The organism is Bacillus massilinigeriensis, from assembly GCF_900111815.1.
In the GTDB taxonomy this organism is placed as follows: Bacteria; Bacillota; Bacilli; order Bacillales; family Cytobacillaceae; genus Mesobacillus_C; species Mesobacillus_C mediterraneensis.
In genome coordinates this window covers 120,337-144,741 of the sequence record NZ_LT630004.1, presented here as the reverse complement: position 1 = coordinate 144,741, position 24,405 = coordinate 120,337, and the positions used below count along the sequence as shown (strand labels likewise).

At 46.0% G+C, this 24,405-nt stretch carries 22 protein-coding genes; 8 read left to right on the top strand and 14 right to left on the bottom strand.

The annotated features are described in order from the left end of the window. Nucleotides 1-499: 499 nt before the first annotated feature. Nucleotides 500-1,165 carry a YflT domain-containing protein gene (locus BQ5796_RS00745; RefSeq protein ID WP_234969284.1) on the bottom strand — a complete coding sequence of 222 codons (666 nt, stop codon included), beginning with the start codon at nucleotides 1,163-1,165 and terminating at the stop codon, nucleotides 500-502. An 82-nt stretch (nucleotides 1,166-1,247) separates the two neighbouring features. Beyond that, complete coding sequence (locus BQ5796_RS00740) at nucleotides 1,248-2,417, bottom strand: trans-sulfuration enzyme family protein (RefSeq protein WP_071458520.1); 1,170 nt, start codon at nucleotides 2,415-2,417, stop codon at nucleotides 1,248-1,250. 139 nt (nucleotides 2,418-2,556) lie between these two features. Here BQ5796_RS00740 and bioD point away from each other — a divergent pair, with 139 nt between their 5' ends. From bioD to BQ5796_RS00725, 3 genes are read left to right on the top strand one after another with little or no spacing between them, the layout of a single operon-like run. After that, nucleotides 2,557-3,240, top strand: coding sequence for a dethiobiotin synthase (gene bioD / locus BQ5796_RS00735; RefSeq protein WP_071458519.1), 684 nt, complete (start codon nucleotides 2,557-2,559; stop codon nucleotides 3,238-3,240). Next, nucleotides 3,237-4,619 (top strand): adenosylmethionine--8-amino-7-oxononanoate transaminase, encoded by a 1,383-nt coding sequence (gene bioA / locus BQ5796_RS00730; RefSeq protein ID WP_071458518.1) that lies wholly within the window; start codon nucleotides 3,237-3,239, stop codon nucleotides 4,617-4,619. Before bioD ends, bioA begins: the two co-directional genes overlap by 4 nt. Next, nucleotides 4,612-5,193 carry a biotin transporter BioY gene (locus tag BQ5796_RS00725; protein WP_200792853.1) on the top strand — a complete coding sequence of 194 codons (582 nt, stop codon included), beginning with the start codon at nucleotides 4,612-4,614 and terminating at the stop codon, nucleotides 5,191-5,193. Before bioA ends, BQ5796_RS00725 begins: the two co-directional genes overlap by 8 nt. Before the next feature lie 33 nt (nucleotides 5,194-5,226). Here the strand turns inward: BQ5796_RS00725 and BQ5796_RS00720 are convergent, their stop codons facing one another. The 3 genes from BQ5796_RS00720 to BQ5796_RS00715 form a co-directional block, all read right to left on the bottom strand. Continuing rightward, nucleotides 5,227-5,943 carry a CBS domain-containing protein gene (locus BQ5796_RS00720; RefSeq protein WP_234969283.1) on the bottom strand — a complete coding sequence of 239 codons (717 nt, stop codon included), beginning with the start codon at nucleotides 5,941-5,943 and terminating at the stop codon, nucleotides 5,227-5,229. An 87-nt stretch (nucleotides 5,944-6,030) separates the two neighbouring features. Further along, complete coding sequence (locus tag BQ5796_RS18630) at nucleotides 6,031-6,165, bottom strand: hypothetical protein (protein ID WP_282956846.1); 135 nt, start codon at nucleotides 6,163-6,165, stop codon at nucleotides 6,031-6,033. Nucleotides 6,166-6,229: 64 nt separating this feature from the next. Next, entirely contained in the window at nucleotides 6,230-7,372 is a 1,143-nt protein-coding gene (locus BQ5796_RS00715; RefSeq protein WP_071458517.1) for a DEAD/DEAH box helicase, read from the bottom strand. 287 nt (nucleotides 7,373-7,659) lie between these two features. Between BQ5796_RS00715 and BQ5796_RS18005 the strand changes: the two genes are divergently transcribed. Further along, entirely contained in the window at nucleotides 7,660-7,881 is a 222-nt protein-coding gene (locus BQ5796_RS18005; protein ID WP_159430966.1) for a hypothetical protein, read from the top strand. Between the two features lie 102 nt (nucleotides 7,882-7,983). Next, nucleotides 7,984-8,226 carry a hypothetical protein gene (locus tag BQ5796_RS17930; RefSeq protein ID WP_141769915.1) on the top strand — a complete coding sequence of 81 codons (243 nt, stop codon included), beginning with the start codon at nucleotides 7,984-7,986 and terminating at the stop codon, nucleotides 8,224-8,226. A gap of 131 nt (nucleotides 8,227-8,357) precedes the next feature. Here BQ5796_RS17930 and BQ5796_RS00710 read toward each other — a convergent pair whose 3' ends face one another. Further along, complete coding sequence (locus BQ5796_RS00710) at nucleotides 8,358-10,784, bottom strand: immune inhibitor A domain-containing protein (protein ID WP_074033850.1); 2,427 nt, start codon at nucleotides 10,782-10,784, stop codon at nucleotides 8,358-8,360. A gap of 498 nt (nucleotides 10,785-11,282) precedes the next feature. Between BQ5796_RS00710 and BQ5796_RS17210 the strand changes: the two genes are divergently transcribed. After that, complete coding sequence (locus BQ5796_RS17210; protein ID WP_083413004.1) at nucleotides 11,283-11,411, top strand: 5'-nucleotidase C-terminal domain-containing protein; 129 nt, start codon at nucleotides 11,283-11,285, stop codon at nucleotides 11,409-11,411. A 55-nt stretch (nucleotides 11,412-11,466) separates the two neighbouring features. Further along, nucleotides 11,467-11,895, top strand: a complete 429-nt coding sequence (locus tag BQ5796_RS00705) for a DUF3139 domain-containing protein (RefSeq protein WP_071458515.1) — start codon at nucleotides 11,467-11,469, stop codon at nucleotides 11,893-11,895. Between the two features lie 661 nt (nucleotides 11,896-12,556). Here the strand turns inward: BQ5796_RS00705 and BQ5796_RS00700 are convergent. Then, nucleotides 12,557-14,590 carry a bifunctional 2',3'-cyclic-nucleotide 2'-phosphodiesterase/3'-nucleotidase gene (locus tag BQ5796_RS00700; protein WP_083413151.1) on the bottom strand — a complete coding sequence of 678 codons (2,034 nt, stop codon included), beginning with the start codon at nucleotides 14,588-14,590 and terminating at the stop codon, nucleotides 12,557-12,559. Between the two features lie 304 nt (nucleotides 14,591-14,894). On the opposite strand from BQ5796_RS00700, the gene BQ5796_RS00695 reads away from it, so the two are divergent. Beyond that, nucleotides 14,895-15,956: a M20 family metallopeptidase gene (locus BQ5796_RS00695; RefSeq protein WP_071458514.1), complete on the top strand. Its 1,062-nt coding sequence runs from the start codon at nucleotides 14,895-14,897 to the stop codon at nucleotides 15,954-15,956. Nucleotides 15,957-16,114: 158 nt separating this feature from the next. Here the strand turns inward: BQ5796_RS00695 and BQ5796_RS00690 are convergent, their stop codons facing one another. The 7 genes from BQ5796_RS00690 to BQ5796_RS00660 all read right to left on the bottom strand — a co-directional run bounded on the left by BQ5796_RS00690 (nucleotide 16,115) and on the right by BQ5796_RS00660 (nucleotide 24,396). Next, on the bottom strand, nucleotides 16,115-17,344 hold the full coding sequence (locus BQ5796_RS00690) for an ATP-binding protein (RefSeq protein WP_071458513.1): 1,230 nt from the start codon (nucleotides 17,342-17,344) through the stop codon (nucleotides 16,115-16,117). 279 nt (nucleotides 17,345-17,623) lie between these two features. After that, on the bottom strand, nucleotides 17,624-19,441 hold the full coding sequence (locus tag BQ5796_RS00685; RefSeq protein WP_071458512.1) for an AMP-dependent synthetase/ligase: 1,818 nt from the start codon (nucleotides 19,439-19,441) through the stop codon (nucleotides 17,624-17,626). A gap of 513 nt (nucleotides 19,442-19,954) precedes the next feature. Next, entirely contained in the window at nucleotides 19,955-21,475 is a 1,521-nt protein-coding gene (locus BQ5796_RS00680) for a SulP family inorganic anion transporter (protein ID WP_428839305.1), read from the bottom strand. 144 nt (nucleotides 21,476-21,619) lie between these two features. After that, nucleotides 21,620-22,246, bottom strand: coding sequence for an LPXTG cell wall anchor domain-containing protein (locus BQ5796_RS00675; RefSeq protein WP_071458510.1), 627 nt, complete (start codon nucleotides 22,244-22,246; stop codon nucleotides 21,620-21,622). Nucleotides 22,247-22,276: 30 nt separating this feature from the next. After that, nucleotides 22,277-22,852: a signal peptidase I SipW gene (sipW, locus tag BQ5796_RS00670; protein WP_071458509.1), complete on the bottom strand. Its 576-nt coding sequence runs from the start codon at nucleotides 22,850-22,852 to the stop codon at nucleotides 22,277-22,279. 6 nt (nucleotides 22,853-22,858) lie between these two features. After that, a complete protein-coding gene (gene tapA / locus BQ5796_RS00665; RefSeq protein ID WP_071458508.1) occupies nucleotides 22,859-23,662 on the bottom strand; it encodes an amyloid fiber anchoring/assembly protein TapA in 804 nt (267 codons plus the stop codon). A 137-nt stretch (nucleotides 23,663-23,799) separates the two neighbouring features. Further along, nucleotides 23,800-24,396 carry a CalY family protein gene (locus tag BQ5796_RS00660; RefSeq protein ID WP_071458507.1) on the bottom strand — a complete coding sequence of 199 codons (597 nt, stop codon included), beginning with the start codon at nucleotides 24,394-24,396 and terminating at the stop codon, nucleotides 23,800-23,802. Nucleotides 24,397-24,405: the final 9 nt, after the last annotated feature.

Below are 24,405 nucleotides of genomic sequence, written 5' to 3'. Positions count from 1 at the left end.
TGAGAAAAATGCTAAATTTTATTCAACAACCAATAAATACCATAATAATCTCATCACTGTGATAATAAATCTCTTTTACTCCCTACGATGCCATCATTTATCAACGTAGACATAACCGCACAAGGGGGTCAGGCACGCTTTTTTACTTTACCTCTTCAACGCGCCGGGGGTCAGGCACGCTTTTCCCCTTTACCAAATTACCCCAGCACGCTATGCTATATAATACAAAACAACAGCAAAAGAGCTGTGGAATAAGTGATCCACAGCTCTTTTGCACTTGATGGATTCCTCCATGTGGACAAACGAAAGTCTGTCCGAAAGAATTATATACAACCTTCACCAAATGAGGAAAGGAACGTTCCTTCAGGAAACTTCTTTACTTTACCTCTTTACCGCGTTGGGGGTCAGGCACGCTTTCGCACTTTACCTCTTTACCAGACCGGGGGTCAGGCACGGTGTTGTGCTTTACCACGGTGTTGTGCTTTACCACGGTGCTTCATTAGAAGTCTTTGCGGCCGGTGACTCTTGGATTTGCTGGGTTGTTGGATGTGAGTGGCGGTTCAGCAATATCGCCGTCCGTCATGGACACACCGCCAGCACTTGGTGCGTTTGCGTCGCCCCTGATACCGTCATTTGGCATGTTAGAAGTCATCGTCCCTCCAGTGAGGTTCGCATTTGCGTCTGCATCATAAGACCCGCGCCCACGCAAGTCATCACGACGCTCTACCACAACAAGAATCTTGCCTTCCTTCACATAGCCTTCATAACGGTCTGCTTCTTCTTCCGGAATGCCCATTCCGATCAGCGCTCCCGCAAGTCCGCCTGCGCCTGCGCCAACTGCAGCTCCAGTCAAAGTTGCAGCGATAGGACCCGCAGCCACGATTGGCCCGATTCCAGGAATCGCTAATGCACCGATACCTGCAAGCAATCCGGCAATGCCGCCGAGCGCGCCACCTGCAGCCGCTCCAGCAGCTAAGCCTTCCTCCGTTTTTGTACCAGTGGCATCGTTGATATCTTCCACATCATCATCATTACGGCCAATGACGGAAATATCCTCCGTGCTGTAGCCCTGTCTCTTCAGGTCTTCAATTGCGTCAATCGCATCGCGCTCATTATTGTAAACTCCAACAAGGTGCTTTTCATGTTCATTCATTTTCAAATTCATATTTATTCCTCCTTTAGACGGGTTGTTGTCATCTTCATATGTAAAACTACCCGCCTCATGTAAGTCTAAACATGATGAAAAATCAAAGCCCTGCCCGAATCGCACTTTCAAATACTCGAACAATGTCCCCGCTATCCTCAATCCCGACTGATATTCTGACCACCGCGTTCGTGATTCCCAAAGCCTCCTGCGCCTCTTTAGGAAGCGCTCTATGCGATGTAGTCAAAGGATGAGAAACGGAAGTTTCCACGCCTGCAAGCGTTGGCACAATCTTCACCCATTGTAACGATGAAAAAAATCTATCCACATTCACCGCGCCAGCAAGCCTAATAGTCACTACTGCACCATAACCACCGCAATCGCGAGCACCATCGCCAGCATCCGCCCCAACTTCCCCGAAGGGGTAATAAACCTCTTCCACGCCTTCGTTTTCCCGCAGCGCTTCCGCTAGCTTGCACGCATTTCCAGACTGCGCCTTCATTCTAAGCGCCAGCGTCTTTAAACCTCTGCACGCAAGCCATGCCTCAAAAGGACTCAGATTACTGCCCATGTTCACAACCCTTGACCGCACCTTCGCCATCAGCGACTCTTCACCGACGATAACACCCGCTGTCACGTCACTGTGCCCTCCGATATACTTTGTAGCACTATGCGCTACAAGATCCACACCAGTTAAAAATGGCTTGCAGTGATACGGTGTCGCGAACGTATTATCGACCATCGTGTACAAACCGTGCTCCTTCGCAATCGCCACAACGCCTTCGATATTCTCCACGCGAAGAAACGGATTCGTAATCGACTCTGTATACAACAGCTTTGTATTCGGTCGAATCGCCTTTTCCACATTTCCCAGATCCCCGAAAGGCACGAACGTCGTCTCGACACCCAAATCCCTCAATTCCGACTCCAGCATAAAATAACTGCCGCCATACACATCAGCAGCCGCTACGATATGATCGCCGCTTTTGGCTACTGCAAGAATTCCCGCAAGGATCGCAGACAATCCTGATGAAGCAGCAACACCCACAGGTGCCCCTTCTAACACAGCGACAGCCGTTCCCAACTCATCCGTATTCGGGTTGCCAACACGAGAATAAAGGTAGTTGCCCTCCCCATGATAATACCCTTCCAGCTCCTCTAAACCTCCGAACGAAAAAGCAGATGTCTGGTATATCGGCATCGTCTTGCTCTTAATATTTCCTTGATTTTTCTTCGTGCCATGAAGTACGGTCGTCTCGAATTTTTGTTCCAACCTTCCCACCTGCCTAAAAAAATTTGATTGATAGAGTATATAATAATCTGAAAACTCCGTCAATCAATTTTACAAGCGCAGCTAAAATGTGTTAACCTATTATATAATTAGTTAACATATATTCAAGGAGGAAAAATCTATGGCTAACCACTTCTGGATTGTCGGAAGTGACACAGGCGTTGGAAAAACGATTGTCACCGCCCTTTTTATGCGCACACTTCAAGCAAAAGGGTATTCCGTTCTTCCATACAAGCCTGTCCAGACAGGCATCATCACAGAAGGTGACACCTCATACTATGAAGACACTGCATTCTATCAAACTTTCAGCATGGCAGAACTTAATGAAAACAACACTAACACCTATTCCTTCAAAGAACCCGCCTCCCCGCACTATGCTGCCATGCTTGAAGGACAAACGATTGACAAAAATATCATTTTAGAGCAATTACAGCAGAATCTCTCTCATTATGACCATGTCATTTGCGAGGGGGCTGGCGGTCTGTATGTTCCGCTCGACGCCAAGCAAGGCTATCATTTTATTTCTTTAATTAAAGAATCCAACTTGCCTTGCGTCCTCGTCGTCCGTACAGGCCTTGGAACCATCAACCATACGGTGCTATCGCTCAAGGCGCTAAAAAACATGGACATCCCTGTCATTGGAATCGTCTTCAACCAATTTGAAGGAACTGAGCTTGAAAAAAACAATATCGAAACGATACAGAATCTTACTTCTTTGCCATTCACCGTCATTCCAAAACTAGCGGATCTGACAGAATTAAAAAACCTGCAAGTTGAATTTTTCGAAAGGTTGATAACTCTATGAAAACAGATATGCAACAGAGAGATTTTAACCATGTGTGGCACCCCTGCTCGCAAATGAAAGATTACGAGGAATTTCCTCCCATTGTCATCAAAAAGGGAAAAGGCATTTACCTTTATGATGAAAACGGCAAATCATACATAGATGCGGTTTCCTCCTGGTGGGTCAATTTATTCGGCCATGCAAACGATCGCATCAGCACTGCGCTCTCCCGGCAATCTACAATGCTTGAGCATGTTATTTTTGCCAACTTCACACATGAACCTGCAGTCCTCCTTGCTGAAAAGCTGGCAAGCATCACTCCAGGCAACTTGAACAAAGTCTTTTTTGCCGATAATGGCTCCGCCGCAATTGAAGTCGCCTTAAAGATGAGCTTTCAATACCACCAGCAAACGGGAAAAACGTCTAAAAAACGCTTCCTCGCGCTGACCGATGCTTATCATGGTGAAACGATCGGCGCCCTTTCGGTTGGAGGCGTCTCCCTTTACAATGAAGTTTTTCAGCCGCTCTTGCTCGATACGATTAGAGCGCAAGGACCAGATTGCTATCGCTGCCCTTTCAGTGAAAAACAAGAAAGCTGCAGCGCGCCGTGCATTGCTTTTATGGAAGAACAGCTCGCACGCCATCATGAAGAACTAAGTGCTGTCATCATCGAGCCGTTGATTCAGGCTGCTGCCGGGATGAAAATGTATCCTCCTGCCTATTTAAAAAAGCTGCGGGAGCTCTGCAAAGCTTATGATGTCCATCTCATTGCTGATGAAATTGCGGTTGGTTTCGGCCGCACCGGGACGATGTTCGCTTGCGAGCAGGCGGGGATCACCCCTGACTTTATGTGCTTATCAAAAGGACTGACAGGCGGGTATCTTCCTCTCTCGGTCGTGCTGACCAATGATAGAGTATATCAAGCCTTCTATGATGATTACGGAACAGGAAAAGCATTCCTCCATTCGCATAGCTATACAGGAAATCCGTTAGCATGCCGCGTCGCACTCGAGGTATTGAACATTTTTGAAGAGGAGAATGTATTGGAAAGTAATCTCGAAAAAAGCGCTTATATGAAAACGCTTGCCGAGCAGGTTTTTTCGCAACATCCACTTGTCGGGGAATACAGGCAGACTGGTATGGTAGGGGCGTTGGAACTGGTAATGGACAAGGCTACTAAAGAACCCTTTCCATCAGAAGATCGTATTGGCTACAAAATTTATAAGATTGCGTTGGAGAAAGGACTGCTCTTAAGGCCGCTCGGCAATGTGCTCTACTTCATGCCGCCCTATGTCATTACGAAAAAGGAGATCGAGAAAATGATACATACTGCTTACGAATCCGTACAATCATTTTTCCAGGAGACGCACGATAAAAAGGAGGTGCTGATCCATGAATAGAATGCCTGCCGCAACGCTATCCGCTGTTTCTCTTTTTGCTGCAATGACAGCCGTAGGCGCGTTTATCAAAATTCCGCTTCCATATGTGCCGTTCACATTGCAAATTCTGTTCACCTATCTTGCCGGCAGCCTGTTAGGCAGCAAAAAAGGAAGCGCTAGCCAACTGCTCTATGTCGGAATCGGCCTTGCAGGCATTCCGGTTTTTACGAACGGCGCAGGATTCGGCTACATCTTTCAGCCGACCTTCGGCTATTTGATTGGCTTTATCCTAGGGGCCTACACTGTCGGTTTCTTTTTAGAAAAAATAAAGGACCCGAAAGCTAATGCTTTTATCATCGCGAATATGCTGGGGCTTCTCGTTGTCTATGCCTGCGGCGTACCGTACTTGTACATGGCATTGAACACATGGATGAATGCCCCTGCAAGCCTTTCTCATGTCCTGATGATTGGATTCGTATACAGTCTCCCTGGCGACATCCTGCTCGCTGTTTCTGCCGGTTATTTGGCAAAACGTCTCTACCCTGTTTTCCGAAAAAACCGAACCCAGAGTCCCACTCTTTCGCAAAATATGTAAAGAAAGCCGCGCTTTTTCGCGCGGCTTTTTCCATCAGTCGTTATCGAGTAAATCCCAAGGCGTGATGATGCCCTTCGCCTTTTCATTCGGCTTCCCTTTTTTCGTAATAATGACAGCCTGCAGTTTCTTATCCCGTGTATGGTATTCCTCGAATAATTCCTCCACTTCGAACAGCGTGGCATTCTCTGCCACAAAGCGGACGTAATAGTTCTTTTTATTCGATAATAGCTCGGACACCTTTACATTCTCAATGGTGATCGACGTGCTTGTAATCTGCTTTGCCATCCACTGAATGATTTCGGTTGATGTCAAGAGCGCCGTGTATTCCCCGTCCCGGTCATAGACGGGAAATCTTGTGAACTCGAATTTGTTGATTATCTTTAGCACATCTTTTAGGTAACTATCCTCATAATAATAAAAAACAGGCGAGGTGGCGATGGAAACAGCAAGCTGGGGCTTTTCAAAGTGGAAAGCGATTTCTCCAATCCGATCGACCACTTCTTTGTGCGGCTCAGCGATATAGTAATCGATATCAATTTTTTCATGGACAATGGCATTGCGCAGTTTTGCGAACTGATGCAGTTCATTCTTATATTTCCTGATAAGTGAATTGCTTTTATACCCGGTATAAAGCAGTTCAACAAAGGAATTATTCTCCGATTTCTTCACCATTTCCTTCAGTGCCTTATGAATCCGGTTAAAAGCCGCTTCAAACTGGCTTGACAAGTCCCTGACGTTCCTTTTCTCCACGGTTGTTTCCTCCATATCCCATTGTGAATAATCTATACCCATTATAAAACCAAAAAATCCCCCATTAAGAGAGGGGGACTTGGAATATTAGTCAATCGGGTTGTTCACTTTCTTTTCTTTTTGCCCTGTTGTGAATTCAACGAGTTCTTCACTTGTGCGATGGCCTTTTTTCTTGTTGTTGTTTCGCTGAGCGTTTGCGTTGCCCAATTTCTGTCTACCCATGACCACTCCTCCTTTATGAAGGCTACAGAGGTAGTATGTGCAGACATCAGGGAAATATACGCTGTTACCTTTCTTCAGCAGGAATCAGTTTCCCCTTGTAAAATTCCTTCTCTGAAGGCGTTTTGCCAAGTTCTTTGCAATATTTTTTCAAGTCGCGGAGTTCGCGTTCATTCACAATAGAGAGGACTGTTCCCTCTGCGCCGAAACGACCTGTTCTGCCTGAGCGATGGACGTACTGCTCCAGACTGCGCGGGAAGTCATAATGAACGACATGCGTGACTCCCTTAATATCAAGTCCGCGGGCTGCCACATCCGTCACAAGCAGCATTTCGGTTCCCCCTTCCCGAAATTGCTTGAGATTATTGGCACGCTGCTGCTTGTTAAGGTCACTATGCAAGATTCGAACCTGAATCCCATTGAACTGCAGCTTCTCCGCTGCGACTGTCAAATTGCCGATATCCTTCATGAAAACGAGAACCTTCGCCTCATCGAGTCGCGACATTTTTTCAAGCACCTTGATTTTTTCGCGCGGATCTCGGAAAAAGTAACCGTGCTCCACGATAGCGGAATCGATCGTTTCATCCTTCTTGATTCGCAGGATATCCGGCTCATCCATTATCTCACTTGCAACCTGCTCCGTATGCTTCGGAAGCGTTGCCGAAACGAGCACCACTTGGCGATGGCTCGCAAGCGTGGACTTGACGATTTTTTCAACCGTTGCACGATGCTCCGGTACAAGCAGCTGATCGCCTTCATCGAGCACTACCATGCGCACTTCATGCATCTTTAATTTTTTCTGGCTTATCAGCTCATTCGTTCTTCCTGGTGTGCCGACAATGACTTGCGGGCTTTTCTTCAGCTTTTCGATCTGGCGCTTCAGGTTCGCTCCGCCAATGAGGGAAGTGGAAGTGATACCGCTTCCTTCCGTCCACTTATGGACCTCCGAAAGAATCTGCATCGCCAGCTCCTGCGAAGGTGCCAAAATGACAACTTGAGGATTTTTCTTCGCCACGTCGATTCGCGAAAGCACCGGCAGTAAGTAGGCAAGTGTCTTGCCCGTCCCTGTCGGCGACTCAGCGGCCAAGTTGCGCCCTTCGAGGATCAGCGGAATCGCTTCCGACTGTACGGAAGTAAGCGCTGTGAAACCAGCCTTCTCCCAAGCGCTTTGTAAAAAGGGTTTCAACTCATTTATTAGATTCTGATTCATGGGTATTCTCCTTCAGTTCATCTCTTATTGAATAGTATCGAAAACAAGGCGATAAGTCCAGCGCGCCTGCGTCCGAAGAGGAGGGCGCCAGATTAGATCGAGCGCAAAAGTTGGGTTAGCGTGCAGAATTTGTTTTTAACATGCTCCCATTCAACGAAAAAACCAATGAAAATGACAATTTTTAAGGGTTTTGTGCGGGATTGGTGTGTTGGGGAACTTCATGTAGGGTTATGGTTTTACCATAATAATCCTGAAATGAGATCTGTCACCTAGCTACTGTAGATAAAATGCGATTTACCGTTGATATAGGACGCGTTACCGTTGATAAATCGGCATTTACCGTTGATAAATCGCTGTTTACCGTTGATAGACTTCCAGCGATAGCCTCAAGCATGGTTAAATCCGAGTGGGTAACCGGTTACAGTAACAATCTTTTAAACAACATCGGCTCCCATAATCAAAAACGCTATCCCTCCAACGAAAAAACCAATGAAAATGACAATTTTTAAGGGTTTTGTGCGGGATTGGTGTGTTGGGGAACTTCATGTAGGGTTATGGTTTTACCATAATAATCCTGAAATGAGATCTGTCACCTAGCTACTGTAGATAAAATGCGATTTACCGTTGATATAGGACGCGTTACCGTTGATAAATCGGCATTTACCGTTGATAAATCGCTGTTTACCGTTGATAGATCGCTGTTTACCGTTGATAGACTCCCAGCAATAGCCTCAAGCATGGCTAAATCCGAGTGTGTAACCGGTTACAGTAACAATCTTTTAAACAACATCGGCTCCCATCATCAAAAACGCTATCCCTCCAACGAAAAAACCAATGAAAATGACAATTTTTAAGGGTTTTGTGCGGGATTGGTGTGTTGGGGAACTTCATGTAGGGTTATGGCTTCTATATAATTATTTCGCACTCCCCTCGCACTCAAAAAAGAAGCACCAGGCAAATAAGCCTAATGCTTCCTTTAACAATCTTATTTGCGGATCCAGACTGCTCCTGCAGAGTTGTCCTTCGCTTCGCCAATTACTTGGAACTTCAATCCATAGTTCGGCACTTTGCGGCCTGCATCAGGAATGAGTTCGTTCATGTACGTGCGGGAATCGTCAAAGGATGTGACACCTGGAAGTCCTTTGTAGTCATACGTTCCGCGAGTAGAGTTTTCAATGTACCATGCTGGAGACTTGTCATAAGAGAATGCTGCGTCTGCAATTTGGTACCTTGTGCTTTGGTTGATCGTTGGCGTGCCATTAGCCATTTTTCCGACAATTGCTTGTGGATGGGAATCGACGACACCAATGAAGCCTTCGCCAGGGTGGACGCCTGTCCAGTTATCCGCAAAGCTTTCATCGCCGTACCATACGACCATACCAGTGTTGTATTTCACACCGCGAGCGAACTCAAGGGCTTTATCGGAGCCTGCATAGTTTCTCCACTCGATGTAGTAGTAGTGGTCCTTCAGGAAGGTGCCGTTTGTTTGAATGAAGCCATCAAGCTTAACACTAGCAGCGCCTTCTGCACCGTCAGCAAAGACTTCCTTGCCGTCAACAACTAGCTTCAGCTCGTCCATTGCGAAACCTTCTGGCGCAAGTCCGCCATCTGTTACGTATTCAAAAACAAGCTTCACTTTCTTGCCGGCAAATTGGCTCAGGTCATACTTTTGATCAGCCCATTGTCCTTTTGTAGTATCCATTCCGCCTGCTACGTTTTTATCACCGATCTTGTCGATTACAACTTTTTGACCGTCAGCAGTCACTGCGGAGACGTTCACATAGTCATAGTCGAATTCTACTTCGTAATTCGCTTTGTATTCGAAGCTCGCGCTCGTTGCGTTTGTCAAATCGAATTCTGGAGTCGAAAGGGTTGTATGAAGATCGTCACCCTTCTCACTGTAATAGTACTTGCTTCCGAAAGGAGTCTGGATTCCCTTGACTTCCTTGCCAGGAAGGTTGACTTTTACCATGCCAGGGTTCTTGGACTTTGTCACGCTCTGGTCGATGACAGTCGCAATTCCCTTCTTATCGATATCCTTATAATCTACTTCCAAGATGTTCGCCCAGTTGCCGCCCATTACTTTTTGGAAGTAATCTTTATTCATTGGAGAGAAGCTTGTTGGTTCTGTTCCAGCAATTTTACCGTTCCAGCTTCCACCAGACATGATGGACCAAGAAGCTACAGGCTCACCGTGGCCAGAGTATTGCGTGTCATACTCATCCGGAAGGCCTAAATCATGCCCGAATTCGTGTGCGAATACGCCAACTGCGCCATCTTCTGGCTCAACGGTGTAGTCGAATGCTGCCATTTGTCCGCCCCAATTAGGAACAGATGAGGTTGTGCCAGGAATGCGATATGGCGCGTTTCCTACTGTCCAGCGGTGGGACCATACCGCATTGTCACCAAGCTTGCCGCCGCCAGCTTCCTGTCCAACACCGGAGTGGAGGATCATCAAGTGGTCAACAAGGCCGTCCGCTTCGTTTTGATTGCCGTCGCCATCGATATCGTATTGATCAAAATGGTCATAGTCTGCTAGATTCATGCCAGATGCTACAGCTGCGTTTAACGCATCCTTGACAAGGCCGCGCGCTCCCTTGATTCCAGGAGCGTTGTCATGGCCGCCAGCAGGGTTGTCCGCACCGTAGTCAGCCGCTTTACCTGGTACCTTCAGCCATTCGGAAACTTCACCTGAAACAGTGTAGCTGCCGCCAGACTGCTCTTCAAAGTACTGCTTGAAAGTCGGTACTTTTTCCCCGTTAAACAGAGTGAACTCCTCATCGCCGAAAAGCATCTTCTGGTAATGCTCGCGGTTGAAGTCATCCGCCCACATATAGCCATCTCGCTTCTCGATATTGTTATGAGGGAAATCCGCATACTCGACGAGCAAGACAAGCACTTTGTCTTCGCGCACAGCACCGTTATAGCCTGCATCCTTTGCTGCACCTACTTTTGCAGGGCCTGTTGGTTTCCCTTTTTTGAAGTTTTTATGTCCTTTATCGAGCTGCTTTCTGAATTTCTCTTTTTGCTTCGATAGGAAATCCTTCGCTTTTTTGTCGAAGTGCTTCTGCTCTTTCGTCAATCCCTTCGCATGTGATTCTTCATGATGAACACCAGGCTTTTCCCCCTGCTTCTTGTCGAGGTACTTTTGGACTGCTTTCGCCACTTCTGCCTGCGTTGCGCTTTCCTTGATAAGCCCTCTCTCTTTTAGTGCGTTCGCAAGGCGATCCTGGTCGACAATGTTCAAGTCAATCGGTGCTGATTCTGCCACAGGCTTTACCGCTTCAGGTTTCGCCTCCTGCTGTGCTGCGGCGAAAGTCCCGGTAAATAGGGAAGATGCTACGACAGCACTAGCAGCGATGCTGGAAAAAACCTTCAAACTGCTCTTCTTCTTCAAAAAAATACCCCCCATATCACTAATTTGATTCTAAAATTTTCAGAAGAATCTGATACTGATTATATCATCTTTTATTTAATATTGTAAATATTTTTAATATAAAGTTATCATGCGTTTTCGCTTATAAACCGGTATTTTTGGCAAGACTATTAAACTATAGATAGAGTTATAAGAGAGGAAAACTAGTTCTATCGGCTATTAAACTCCACGTTTTCAGCGAAAAAAATCTTTCAACATTTTAAATTTGATTCCATTTTACTATTTTTTCCCTATACCTTATTTACCACTTCAAAGCAAAAAAGAGCAGCCTTCTAGCACGGCTGCTCCTTTTTTGCTATTTTTTACAGTTTTGTAACGCGTCCTTCGATTTTGGGATTTACGACACCTTTATCCTTGATGTAGCGGACAAGCGCTTCGAGGTCAACAACGTCGACAGTCTTGTCAGGGATTCCTGCAAGAACTGAGTAGCCATCTCCGCCGCCACCTATTCTACGTGTCCGTCTTCATGCATACATGGTTCAGCCTTTTGGAAACAACCTTGTGAAAATAGACGTCAAAGGCTCCGATATCAAGACGCTCCTCGAACAGCAATGGGGCAGCAAAGTCCGCATCATGCCAATCTCTGGCCTGAAAGTGACTTGAATTGGAAGATTAATATTTCAGAAATTTATAAATATTAAAACAAGTAGGGGTTAATGTGTCTAAAAAGAAAAAAGCGTACACCTTTATAACAATTGTAGTCGCTGTGCTTGTCGTATTTCTTATTTATGTATTTCCTGTTCAAAAGTATTTAGCCGAGAAAGCTATCGATCAATACATGGAAAAACAAGGTATTTCTGAAGAAAATATCGCGAAAAAAGAAACTATGAAAGATTACAAGTCAGGCGGTTATCTGGAGCGAGTAGAATTGAAAGACGATCCCGGTATTATTTATGAATACGCATGGAAATCAGGAGATGTCGCATTAATAGGTTTTTCGGAGGGTGAAATTGGACCTGGCGAATTAAAGTTGAAATACCCTCCACTAACTGAAAATCAGAAATACAATCAAAAAAGGTTTCGGGAAATTCCGGATCTCTTTTTTCCCAACGCCCCCCTTTCTTCTTTTGGTTTACATATTAGCTAATGCCATTCCTTCTGGGTTCACGAAAGGTAAGCCTACCTAGGTATATTAAGTTATATTTCATTATTCTCTAGCTTAATAGTTATTAAATGAAAAGTGAATTACCATTGGGTATGCTTTGCTCCGTATAGCTTTTACAAATAGTAGATTCTTAGAATAACATGCTCTTCTATTACAAAAACAACAGGTTGCTTCACAGAAGGAAAATATTAAGAAATATCTGCTTAGGCAGCATTGGACTAAGAAATTTGGAAAATGCACATGAGAAATAAGCCCCTCATCCTAATCGGAGAGGGGCTTATCGGATTTTTAGGATAAAAAGGTTATGAAGATATTTGAATAATTAAAACAGACAGAAGTAATGAATGAAACTTAAACGAATTCGAATAAAGACAATAAGTAAAGAACAGCTACTGAGAATCGTACTACTTTTAACGGGTGAGTGCCCCCAGGAAGGTAAATTTCTTTTTTCCTTAACATTTTTGTATACATTATGACTTAATGCCACTTATGTAAAAATGACTGCCAACTGAAAAATATATCAATCGGACTTACCCTTACCCCCAGTAAATTATATTCTAAAAACTTAAGATTGAATAAGTAGAAAGAACCCTTGCTACGCAAGGGTTCCCTGTGACGGCGAATAAGGAATCAATTCCTAACCTCAAACGTCGCCAGCATTAAGGTCTTGGTTGTACATATCCACTTGTCCGTGAAAATCGTTGATGCCAAGCAGCTGAAGTTCAAAGTTTTTTAGCGCTGGCAGTTTATAAGAATACTTTGCAAAGCTATTTGCACTAGGGCCTACATATTGAATCGGGCTACCTTCGCCAATTGCATTTTTAGCATCTGGAGAAGACTCAAACACAACGTTCGCGCTACCGCTTACAGGAGAGAACTTCCAGTTGCTGTCTGCTGATGGATCAATCGTTCCTTCCGCAGAAATATAATCGATGATTGCCTGGCGGTTTTCATCAGGGTACATTTCCACGCCTGTGTTGTTGCGGACACCAGGGAACTGGCCGCTTGCACGGTAATTGTTCGTCACAACAAGGAATTCTTTGTTTGGATCAATCGGTTTGCCATCGTACTGCAGATTTTTGACGCGGTTTGCTTCAGCATTGACCACTTTTCCGGTCGTATCGTATTTTGCCGGCTGGGTCACATCGATTTCGTAAGTAACACCATCGATGACGTCATAGTTGTAAGTAGGGAAAGCATTGTTGATAAGCTGCTGCTCGCCTGCTTCGCCCGGCTTTATTTGGTTGAATTGGCCTGCGGACATTTCCAGCCATTCTTTCACATCGGCACCCTTCACTTTTACTGTCGAAACAGTGTTCGGATACAGGTAGAGGTCGGAAACATTTTTGATGGCAATCGTTCCCTCAGGAATATACGTATAATAGCTGGCACCGTTTCGGCCTCCTGCCTTGAATGGCGCACCGGCAGAAAGGATTGGCAGATTTTCATCCGCAGTGCCCTTCACTTTGTTTTCCACATACCATTTTTGCGCATTTGTCACGATCTGAATCGAAGGATCGTCCTGGACGAGCGCAAAATAGCTATGAATGTCGGCAGTCGTTGTTCCGACAGGCTGGCGGACATACTTCACGGTTCCTTCATGATCTTCTTTAACTGCTTTCAGCACTTCTGGGTCTGGATCCGCAAGGCTAATCTTCGCAGCCTTGTCGTAAATGGCTCGAAGCTGCGATTTGGCAGACTGGACAGCCCACTTTCCTTTCACTTTTTTCAAGGAAAGATCGATGACGCCAAGGTGATTGCCCCAGTTGCCTGGCATGACAACAGGAACTCCGTTGATGGTTCCATTTGCTGTATCGACACCTGGAAGCCCTTTGAAATCACCAGGGAAGATCAGATGGCTATGGCCTGAGATGATCGCATCGATTCCTTCTACCTTTGTCAAATCGTATGCTGCGTTCTCTTCCATTTCAACAGCTGCTTCATCGCCAATTCCAGTATGCGCAAGCGCGACGATAAGATCAGCGCCCTCTTCCTTCATTTTTGGAATTTGCGCTTCCACTGACTTCACGATATCTTTCGTGATTACCTTGCCGTCAAGGTTTGCCTTGTCCCATTGGGTAATTTGCGGAGTAACCGCCCCAATGACGCCAACTTTGATTACCTGCGTTTTTCCGTTGCCATCTTTGACTTTCTTTTTCATGATTTGGTATGGCTTGAAAAAATGCTCATCGTTTTGCGGGTTTCCATCATGATCATCTTTGTAAACATTTGCATTGACGTACGGCATTGGCGCATCGTCAAGCACTTCTTCCAAGTAATCCAATCCGTAGTTGAATTCGTGGTTTCCGGGAGTAGCAGCATCATAGTCCATTGTTTCCATCGCTTTGAAAACAGGATGCATCTCCCCCTCCTTAAGCGGATCTACCTTCGCTTTATAATCGCCGAGCGGATTGCCTTGAATCAAGTCGCCATTGTCGAATAGCAAGGTGTTCTCGCCTGCTTTTTCTGCACGAGCTTTCTTGACGAGCGTCGCGGTTTTTGCAAGGCCAAATTCAAGCGTTGTGGCATCCTTGTAATAATCATAATGATATAAATGCGTATGAATATCCGTTGTGCCGAGAATGCGCAGCTCGACTTCATGCTTCCCCGGCTTATCCGGCTTTGCTGCCGACACAATCTTCCATGACAGCGGAGCGGAGAAGACGGAAAGCGCCATCGTCGTTGCCACAACCGATTTTCCTATTTTACGAAAAGGCTTCCTCAAGAGTATCAGCTCCCTTTGGTTATTTTGGCAATATATCAAGATTATATGTCTAAAATACTCATTTTTAATAGGATGATAATCATTAATTTTCGTAAATTTTTGTTAAAATTGCAATTACCTGCTAAACATTTTTCCATCATGATAAACAAGGAAAATACAATATAGTACTAATGGACAAGAATAGGCTAGGAAAGATTGATTAAAAGGCAGTTGTGGTAAGTACGGTAGTATAGAAATTTTTCAGGAGGCTTCGTCCATGGATTCTTTAAAAAACTTGCTGAAGGAACTTTTGCTCATCAACAGTTCGACAAAACAAGGAGCGAATCACGCGGTCAACTTTTGTGCGTCATGGCTGGAAGATCACGGATTTAACGTTACGTCCTTAGAAAACAATGGATTTCGGATGCTGCTGTGCGAAATTGGCAATGGGCCGGAAAGGATTATCTTCAATGGCCATGTGGATGTGGTCAGCGGCAAGGAAACGCAATTTCTTCCCACTGAAAAAGACGGAAGGCTATACGCGCGGGGTGCAGCAGATATGAAAGCGGGAGTAGCAGCGATGATGTACGCTATGTCACGCCTGATGGCTGAGCCTCTCGGTGCCCGGGTCCAGCTGCAAATCGTATCGGATGAGGAAATCGGGGGCTTTCATGGCACTGGCTATCTCGTAGAGAACGGGCATGTCGGTGATTTCGTCATTTGTTCGGAGCCGACCCAGCTTGGCGTTGCGCTTCAAGCAAAAGGCGTCCTCCACATCGATATTGAAGTGGATGGAAAAGCGGCGCACGGGAGCCGCCCATGGGAGGGAGAAAATGCGATCGTGAAAGCATGGCGGCTGTATGATCAAATCTGCCAGCTTCCCTTTTTAAAAGAGCGGTCGGAATTCTATCCTTATCCCTCTGTCAATCTTGCAAAAATAAACGGCGGCGATGTGTATAATAAAGTCCCCGATTATTGCCAGCTTTCCTTTGATATCCGTTACCTCCCAGGCCAGGACCAAGAGGAAATCGCTGCGCAGATTTCCGAGATTGCCGGCGGCAAAGTCACGGTAAAAGTAGCCGGTCCTCCTGTGGCCACAAAGCGGGATAATCGCTATGTTCGAATACTCGACAGCGTAATTCAAAAACATTCAGGGGCACCCGTCACTTACTTTGGGCAGCACGGCTCCGCAGACACCCACTTTTTCGCATCAAAAGGAATCCCCGCCATCGAATTCGGTCCAAGCGGTTTGAACTGGCACGGAGACGATGAATATGTAGAAATGGAATCGGTTGAAATTTATGCAAGAATGCTAGAAGACTTTGTGAGAGGTTTTTAATCCTTAGAGGCAAAAAAACCGGTTTCACTGTGTTCACAAAACCTTTGATTCGATTGTTGTTAACGTCCTAAAGGCAAAAAGCCCCCTTCTATCGCTAAGGGGGCTAGTTGATTTTCTACTTGATTTTTGTTCCGGCGAAATTAGTTTCTTTTAGCAGATTATTCTCTGACGTTAAGCGTGATTACTGCTGTCGTCCCTCGTCCTTCCTCGCTTTCAAAGCAAATCTCACCTTGGTGCTCTTCGATAATTTTCTTCGTAACAATGAGACCGAGGCCTGTGCCATCTTCCTTCGTAGTAAAAAAGGGATCGAATAAACGAGAGAGTTCATCCTTTGGTATTCCGTCTCCGCTGTCCTGTATCGTGATCTTCATTTTTTTTCCGTACAATGCTGCGGATACGCTGATGCTTCCTTTTACTGGAATGGCTTCAATAGAGTTTTTAATCAAATTGATGAACACTTGTTTCATCTGGTTTTCATCACAATTGATTTTGGGCATATCGCTAGGTATATCTAGGGTGAAATCGATAGCCTTCCCACCCGTCTGAAATTTCATGGCAGAAATTACGTATTTGAGGATATTCTCCATACTCGTTTCTGTTTTTTGCAAATGACTTGGCTTCCCTAAGAAAAGCAGGTCATTCAGGATGGCATTGATCCTATCAATTTCTTTCAGCATGATCGAATAGAAACTATCACTATCCTTTTCCTGTTCTTTTTGCAGCTGGGTGAACCCTTTTAGCGTGGAAAGAGGGTTCTTGATTTCATGAGCGATCGCTGTTGCCATTCCTCCAATTACGGCGAGCTTTTCCTGCCTGCGCATGTTTTCGTTCACCGTAATTAGCGTGTTCATATACGAAATAGAGCGACTCAGAAACACCCAGGAAATGAAAGAGAGAAAGAGGATTAGGAATAAGGGGAGTGCAACAGCAGTACTATCGAGAATCAACCCTGTGAAAATATACTTCGCAATCAGGCCCACTGAAACTACCCAATAATACTTTTTATTTAAAAATATAGGACAAAACAGGATGAAGAAAGCTTCTTCAATATGCCATGCTGTAAATTGCTTATCCGTGCCATAATAAATCATCATGATGTTTACGGCATCAATCAGGATAAAGGCAAAGATATAGAGGTATTTAATGATATACACTTTGTTTTTGATAAAAAGAAACGTAGCCACAGGAAGCAGCGCAGTGAGAAAAACGTGATAGTATATGCCTATTCCGTCCCTTGGCAATCCATATTCCATTTTGCTGTAATAAGGAACAAGAAAATAGTGAAAGGTATCATAGAAATATAGTAAAAAATAAAAGATCCAGAGAAAGAATTTGGTCGTTTTTACTTCCTCATAGCTTAATAATGTATCTTTTTCATACGGGTTCACTTTTTATGTACTCCTTTGGTGTGAAAAGGCTTTCTTCACCCTGATTATACCAGAATTCCTATTGGGAAATGTTCGATATTGCCACTTTCCTTGAAAAATCTTTTTGAGATGGCTGTTTTTGGAATGACCTCCGACTACTATATCATACAAAATAACCAGTTATTTTGTCATTTTTTTACGATTATTAGATTGAGACAGGGTAAATGACCCATAATGAAGTACCCGGGACGATTTACCCTTAAAAGTCACTCACGGAGCATCGTTACTCTGCTCGTTCCGTCATAGCTGTAAACTCCTCTCTTCATAGGCAGCAGCGATGCTCGCTTTATAATGATTTTCCACAAGGTGGCTCTTTACCTTCAGGCTTGGGGTGATGAAGCCATTCTCTACTGTCCATTGATCAGGAGCGATGATGATATTTTTCGGCTGTTCGAAGGAAGCAAGCTTTGATGTAAGCGATTTCACTTCTTTTTCTAGCATCCTTTTGACTAGTGGATTTGAAATAAGTTCCGCTCTGCCTTGCGCCTCTATTCCCTGTTTTCGGGCCCATTCGCGCAAGCTTTCCCCATCTGGCGACAAGACGGCAATGATGTACTTTTCCCCATGGCCGACCACTACGCTATTTTCAATATAACTGCTTTGGTTCATCGCATTCTCAATATGCTGAGGAGCAATATTTTTTCCTGTCGAGAGAATGAGGAGGCGTTTTTTCCGGTCAACGATTGTCAGGTAGCCGTCAACGCTTAAGCTTCCGATGTCCCCTGTCCGGAACCAGTCGTCGGCAAATGCTTCCGCGGTCGCTTCAGGATTGCGATAATAGCCTTTCATGATGCTCGGACCTTTGACGAGAATTTCTCCATCCTCTGCAATCTTGATATTTAAATTGGCGAGCACCCGTCCTACTGTTCCCACTTTAGGGCTTACCGCAGGGTTCAAGGCAATGACGGGGGAAGTTTCGGTCAGCCCGTATCCTTCCAGCACCGGGATGCCCATCGACCAGAAAAGCGAGGCTATTTCCGGATTCAAAGCGGCACCGCCCGAGACAAGCGCGCGGAGCCTCCCGCCGAGATTAGCTTTCACTTTGCTAAATACAATCCGATCTGCAAGCGCGTATTTTCGTGCGAGCCGCTTTGGCAAGCCTTTCAATATCAGTTCGTCTATTCTTGTATTTGAAAGAAAGTCATAGCGGTCCATTCCGGCAGTGACCGCCCAGTGGAACAACTTCTTTTTTAAAAGGCTGCTCGTTCTGATTTGGCCTTGAATGTTGGCGTATACTTTTTCGAGAAGACGCGGAACCGTTGTCATGATGGTAGGCTTTACTTCGAGCAGGTTTGTTGGAATCTTTTCAATGCTCTCTGCGTAGGCAATGGTCGCTCCCAGTGAAAGCGGCGTGAACTGCCCAGCCATTCGTTCAAGGACGTGGGAGAGCGGCAAATAGCTGAGAAAGGTATCACTCGGTCCTGCTTCTATACACCAAAACTGGATGGCGTTGATATTGGAGAGAAAATTGCCATGGGTCAACATTGCCCCTTTCGGCTTGCCTGTCGTCCCGGAAGTATGGATGATCGTTGCCAGGTGGTCGCTGTCAATCGATTTCCACCCTTCCTCCCATGACGAGAGCGGGTGGCTCTTGCCTGCAAAAATGAGTTCAGATAATGGCAATGACTTGTCTTGATAGGAGAAAGCAGCAGATGTATTGATCACAATGGCATGGAGACCTTCTTGTGCTGTCTCTCGCACCTTCCCCAGCTGGTGCTCGTCTTCCACGAAGATGGCTTTGACCTCTGCATTCTGCAGGATTGCTTCCACTTGATCAGCGGGAAGGGAAGGATAGACAGGGACAGTAACTCCACCAAGACTCTGAATGGCTAAATCTGCTATTGGCCATTGCGGACGGTTTTCGGAAAGGATGGCTACTTTATCATCATTAGCGATACCAAGGCGTGCAAGCCCAGCTGCCAAGTGGCGGATATTCTCCCACATTATTTTGTAGCTCATGCCGATATAAACGCCATCTTCCTTCCACCTCAAAGCATCTTTATCAGCAAACCTTGAAACAGAATGGTAAACAGCAGCAAGCAAATTATTCCTAATCATTACGCACCACCCCATTAAAGAATTAACTTCCTGTAGCGTGCCTGACCCCCGGCGCGGTGACGCATTAACGCGCCGGGGGTCAGGCACGCTTTAGGGGGGGGTCTTGTTAACGCGGTATCGCTCCGCCCCGCCGGGGGTCAGGCACCGTTGCTCCTTTATATATATTTATGGTTGGGACATACGGAGACATTCCTATTTTCGTCTTGATACTACCGCAATTCCAACATTGTATTTTGAATGGCGGGCTGGACAAAAATAGGATGCTCTAATTTGTTTCACAAATAAATAGGGTGGTTAAGGCAAAATAAGGTGATTTTAGGACAACAAACAGAACGGGTTGGACAATAAACTAGCCGAAACGGAAAATAGAATATTACCTTGAATTCCGTCCAGAAAATTATAGCGACTGAACAGCAATCACCTTCTACGGTCAAAACAAAAAAAGCCACACTCCTCATTTAAGTCAATAAGGAGTGCGGCTTAATGGCTTCACGAACCAGCAGCATACTGTGCCTATACGATTCTCTCTTTCCAATATTCTTGGAGCTCGCTCCGTCCGGGAAAATAGCTTTTGCCGAGCCGCTCTAAGATTTTCATCTTCGCAAGGCTACCCGCTACTTCGCCAGAAGCGCCGAACACGAACAGCTTTCGGTCCTTTTGAGCAAGCTGCCCATGCAGCTGCAGCAGGACAGCAGCGCCGGATGCATCGATATAATCGACTTTTTCCAAGCTGACCGCAATCGCCTTCTCGGACACTGCGCCATTGATCGCTGCAGCCAGCCTATCCGTACATCCGAAGTAGAGTGGTCCCTCCAGCTCGAACACCTTCAAGCCGTCTTCTCGGCCGCCGCCAATCCGGAAACCTTCTTCGCTCATCCGCTTCATGAAGATGAAGGCACTCATTACGACACCGACACCAACTGCCACCATCAGATCGACCGCGACTGTCAAAACCATCGTAACAAGCATCAGCGCCGCATCCGAACGCGGCTCGTCCTTCAGGATTCTGAAGCTTTCGTAATCAAACATCGTCATTCCTGTAATTATCAGAATTCCCGCAAGCACCGCCAGCGGAATTTGGCTGGCGAACGAACCAAGAACCATCATGAACAGCAATAACGCCACACTATGCACCATGGCGGACAGCATCGTCGAACCGCCGCTTCTGATGTTGACAACGGACCGAACAGTCGCCCCGGCACCGGGCATGGCGCCAAACAGCCCCGCAAGCGCATTTCCGATACCCTGTCCAATCAGCTCCTTATTACTTTTGTGCTTCGTGCCCGTAATATTATCCATTACGACAGAAGTCAGCAGCGAATCGATTGAACCAAGCACCGCAATGCTCAAAGCAGCAGGCAGGATCGAGGCAATCGCAGTGAGGTCCATGACCGGCATATGGAACTCCGGCAAGCCTTTCGGAATCTCGCCGATTTTCGCCACATCACCGAATAGAACAAATTCCTTGATGAATGGAAGCTGAAAAGAAATCGACGGCATGATCTTCTCGAGGAAAAATACCGCCGCCGTACCGGCAATCAATGCCATGAGACTAGCCGGAATCGTCTTGATCACCTTCATCGAAAAAAGCATGAACACAATCGTGATCATCACAATGAAAAAACTTCCCGTAACATGATTGAGCTGGCCCACGATGATGATGATAGCAATACCGTTCATGAACCCGCTTACAACAGGAAGCGGAATAAATTTAAGATAATTGCCCGCCTTCAATAGTCCGAAAGCAATTTGTATAAGCCCGCCTAAAAAAGCGGCAAGAAAAGCATATTCTAATCCATGGCTCGCGACAATTCCCGTGAAAATAACCGTAATGGGGCCTGTCGGGCCTGTCACCTGCCCCTTCGTCCCACCGAACAGCGCGGCGAAGAAACCTGTAATAATCGCGCCATACAACCCAATGATGGCACCTTGCGAACCGCCGGCAGCCTGGATACCGAACGCCAATGCAAGCGGGAGGGCCACTACAGAAACGGTAATCCCCGCGAGCAGCTCACGCCTGAGCATTTGAATCATTTCCATGCGCCTTCTTTCCTATAAAATAACAGATTCAATTATAATGCCGCTACCCTCGCGATTCAACAGCGAGAAATGAACGTTTTATGGATTTTTCCGCTTTCCTGGAAAAAGAAAAGCCCGGCCGCCTGGCCAGACTAATTTTTATAGGAGGCTAATCGCTTGTTTTTTCCTTCGAAGATAGTAAAGGTACATGGCACCTCCACCAAGGCTAAACAATATTCCGGCTGCCAGCATATTAAAAATTCCTGTCGCTGTGTTCGGAAGTTTCATTCCGTCCTGTGGCAGCATTCCGCCCATCGTGCCTTCTACATTAAACTTGATTGCAACATTACAGCCCAAGCCTTGGTATTCATTCCCTAGCTCCCAAGGCATCTCCATTTTGAGGATGAGATTCTCTGCTTCTCTGCTTTTCACCATTCGAGGATTTAATTTCTTAAACTCGCCAAGCGTCCCTTCAAACACCTTTCCGCCCTTGCCATACACCTTGAGCACAAGGTTATCGTACAGCTTCTGCGATCCGGATTCGAGTTCTACTGAGGTGATGTAAGTGGAGTCTTGGCGCCCGGTGTTCATCAGTGTGATGTCACGCTCCGCCCAATCGCCTGGCTTGATATTACCAAGGTCAAACAGTACTTTTCCCGCATCCGTAGAAATATCGATTTCCTGGCTGTCCGGCGTTGCTGCTGTACTCCCAGTGGACAGGACCGCCGCTAGCAGGAGCAGTAATGCACAGCATGCAGCAAGTGCTTTCTGATTAAATAACCGCACCCCAATCCCCCTCCGTCTATTTACAGCATGTTAAACCGTTTTTTCCACACCGCTTGCAGCATGCTTTTTTTCCAGCTGAGAAACTGCCTGCCAGATAGTGAAAAAAGAATAGCAAAGGAGCAGGACGCCTGGAAGAATAAGCAGCAGGGCGCTGCCATTTTTCGATTTGGCATAATCAATGAAGTATCCTGCGTAAGGGAGGGTGTGTCCTGTATACTCAGCCACTACATTGCTCGAAAGGACTAGTTCGCTGTCTTCCTTTTTATTGTTATCACCTTTCGTGCGATACATGATCTCTCCGCCGCTTTCCACTACCTTCGTAATTCTGTGGGTGATGAGTTTGTTGCCTTCCGCCCTGAAAGTGATCACATCGCCTTTTTTAAACCTCTTCATATCTCCACCTGGCTTCACAGCAATCACTGAACCTGTCTTGACTCCCGGCTCCATCGAACCGGAAAGAACGCTCTTTATCTGGTATCCAAAAATCTGCGGCTCCCCGCCTGACAGCTTAGTGGAAACAACGACAAAGATCAGCACCGCCATGATGGCAAACAAAACGACTGTGACAAGATGGTTCAACACTTTTCCCACCGTTTTAAAATTCATATCACTTTACCTCCCTTTCTCTGCTGCCCGAGCTTCTTCTTTTGTGCTCCATGTTATTTGCTGGCTTTTGGTTGTTTCAGGCTCCTGCCCTGCCGGAGGCTGCGCTTCTTTTACAGGCTGCTCGACACTTGGCGGTTCTGAACCTTTTTCAGGCTGTTGTTGCTCGCCGTCACGAGTTGCACCTTGTTCCGGTTTCGTTTCTTGTGCAGGTTGTGGAGATGTCGGATTCTCCGCCTCAGGCTGTTGCTTCTCTTCCTTCAGAGGAGCAATTTTCTGACACTTAACCGTTACGGTTTCGCTCCAAAGCTCTCCTCTTGATTCGTACTTATTAGCATGACCTGGGCGCTGATACGCTTTAAATTTATAATTGCCTGCCTTCGTTGCCTGGAACTTCAGCAAAGCAGTCTTCCCTGAGAGAATCGGTTCAATTTTCCCTTCTCCCACTTTTGTTCCTTTTTTCGGATTCCCGCTTGGCGCAAAGTACACCTCGTATTCTGTCTGGCCCTTCATATCACTGCCGCCGTTGTTCACCTCAACCGCTATTTCTGCAGGCGGGCAGCTGTTCACCGTTTGCTCGTGTGATCCGTTGATAAACTTTAGCGAACTCTTGTCCCACTCCTCCTGCCATGTGCCTGCCGTAATGCTGCCTGACACTTCCGAAGCATCATGGAAAAAGGCTAGCGTGTTGCCTGATAGCAAAACAAGCGTAAAAAATAGCCCATAGCCGATTCCGAGGAGCCGGGCTGCAATTTTCACCGGCTGATTTTTTCTGCCAAATTTCTTGATCCTACCGTCCTGAGCTTGACGCACACCCCTCATCTCCTTGGCATGGTATAAGAAGGAATAATCCTCTTCACCTGTTATAAACCTTTTTTATAAAACGTGAAGAACATCATTCATGGAAGAAAGAGGGCGGCAAAACTCCGCCCTCCCGCTGTTGTTGTCTATTACTTCTCTTCGCCAGCGCCTTGCTTGCCTTCGAAAGTCCACTTTAGCTCAAGCTTGTCCCCTTGGAAGACGTTTTGATCTTGGTCGTTTTCAACGAACTCATATTGAACGAATAACTCGTCAGAAGTACCTGCTTCAAGGTTTCCACCCTTCTCATCCAACCAAGGAATGAAGATTTCATTTTTTAATGCATCGGGAGTCATATTCTTCAAGTCTGCAAGCGTTGTAGACCAGATAACCCCTTCAGTTTTGTCCCAGTTATAGAGGAAGTTTACTTTAATGTGCTCGCCGAAGTCTTCGACGGTATTGTCACCTTTTGCATCCGTTACAGTATAGTCTGTTTTCAATAGGATTTCTGCAATGTCGAGGCTGCCTCCGTTAACAAGCTCGAACGAACGTGTCATTGTATCGCCAGGCTTGATGTCTTTCACATCAATAATCGTTGTTGGATTCGCGTTCAAGTCGAGTGTACCCGCTTGGAAGTTCGCGCTTGTTTCCACGCTGTCGCTGAAGAATGCGTATGTACCTCCACCAATTAATGTAAGACCTAGCGCAGCTGATGCAGCTCCCATGCCCAATTTCTTTTTAAGACTCATATTCGTTTC

Excerpts from the sequence above, each read along its gene's own strand:
- BQ5796_RS00745 (WP_234969284.1), bottom strand. The coding sequence starts at position 1,165 with ATGAATTTGAAAATGAATGAACATGAAAAGCACCTTGTTGGAGTTTAC.
- bioD (WP_071458519.1), top strand. The coding sequence starts at position 2,557 with ATGGCTAACCACTTCTGGATTGTCGGAAGTGACACAGGCGTTGGAAAA.
- bioA (WP_071458518.1), top strand. The coding sequence starts at position 3,237 with ATGAAAACAGATATGCAACAGAGAGATTTTAACCATGTGTGGCACCCC.
- BQ5796_RS00725 (WP_200792853.1), top strand. The coding sequence starts at position 4,612 with ATGAATAGAATGCCTGCCGCAACGCTATCCGCTGTTTCTCTTTTTGCT.
- BQ5796_RS18630 (WP_282956846.1), bottom strand. The coding sequence starts at position 6,165 with ATGGGTAGACAGAAATTGGGCAACGCAAACGCTCAGCGAAACAACAAC.
- BQ5796_RS00715 (WP_071458517.1), bottom strand. The coding sequence starts at position 7,372 with ATGAATCAGAATCTAATAAATGAGTTGAAACCCTTTTTACAAAGCGCT.
- BQ5796_RS18005 (WP_159430966.1), top strand. The coding sequence starts at position 7,660 with ATGCGATTTACCGTTGATATAGGACGCGTTACCGTTGATAAATCGGCA.
- BQ5796_RS17930 (WP_141769915.1), top strand. The coding sequence starts at position 7,984 with ATGCGATTTACCGTTGATATAGGACGCGTTACCGTTGATAAATCGGCA.
- BQ5796_RS00710 (WP_074033850.1), bottom strand. The coding sequence starts at position 10,784 with ATGGGGGGTATTTTTTTGAAGAAGAAGAGCAGTTTGAAGGTTTTTTCC.
- BQ5796_RS17210 (WP_083413004.1), top strand. The coding sequence starts at position 11,283 with ATGGTTCAGCCTTTTGGAAACAACCTTGTGAAAATAGACGTCAAAGGC.
- BQ5796_RS00700 (WP_083413151.1), bottom strand. The coding sequence starts at position 14,590 with ATGGCGCTTTCCGTCTTCTCCGCTCCGCTGTCATGGAAGATTGTGTCG.
- BQ5796_RS00695 (WP_071458514.1), top strand. The coding sequence starts at position 14,895 with ATGGATTCTTTAAAAAACTTGCTGAAGGAACTTTTGCTCATCAACAGT.
- BQ5796_RS00685 (WP_071458512.1), bottom strand. The coding sequence starts at position 19,441 with ATGATTAGGAATAATTTGCTTGCTGCTGTTTACCATTCTGTTTCAAGG.
- BQ5796_RS00680 (WP_428839305.1), bottom strand. The coding sequence starts at position 21,475 with ATGATTCAAATGCTCAGGCGTGAGCTGCTCGCGGGGATTACCGTTTCT.
- sipW (WP_071458509.1), bottom strand. The coding sequence starts at position 22,852 with ATGAATTTTAAAACGGTGGGAAAAGTGTTGAACCATCTTGTCACAGTC.
- BQ5796_RS00660 (WP_071458507.1), bottom strand. The coding sequence starts at position 24,396 with ATGAGTCTTAAAAAGAAATTGGGCATGGGAGCTGCATCAGCTGCGCTA.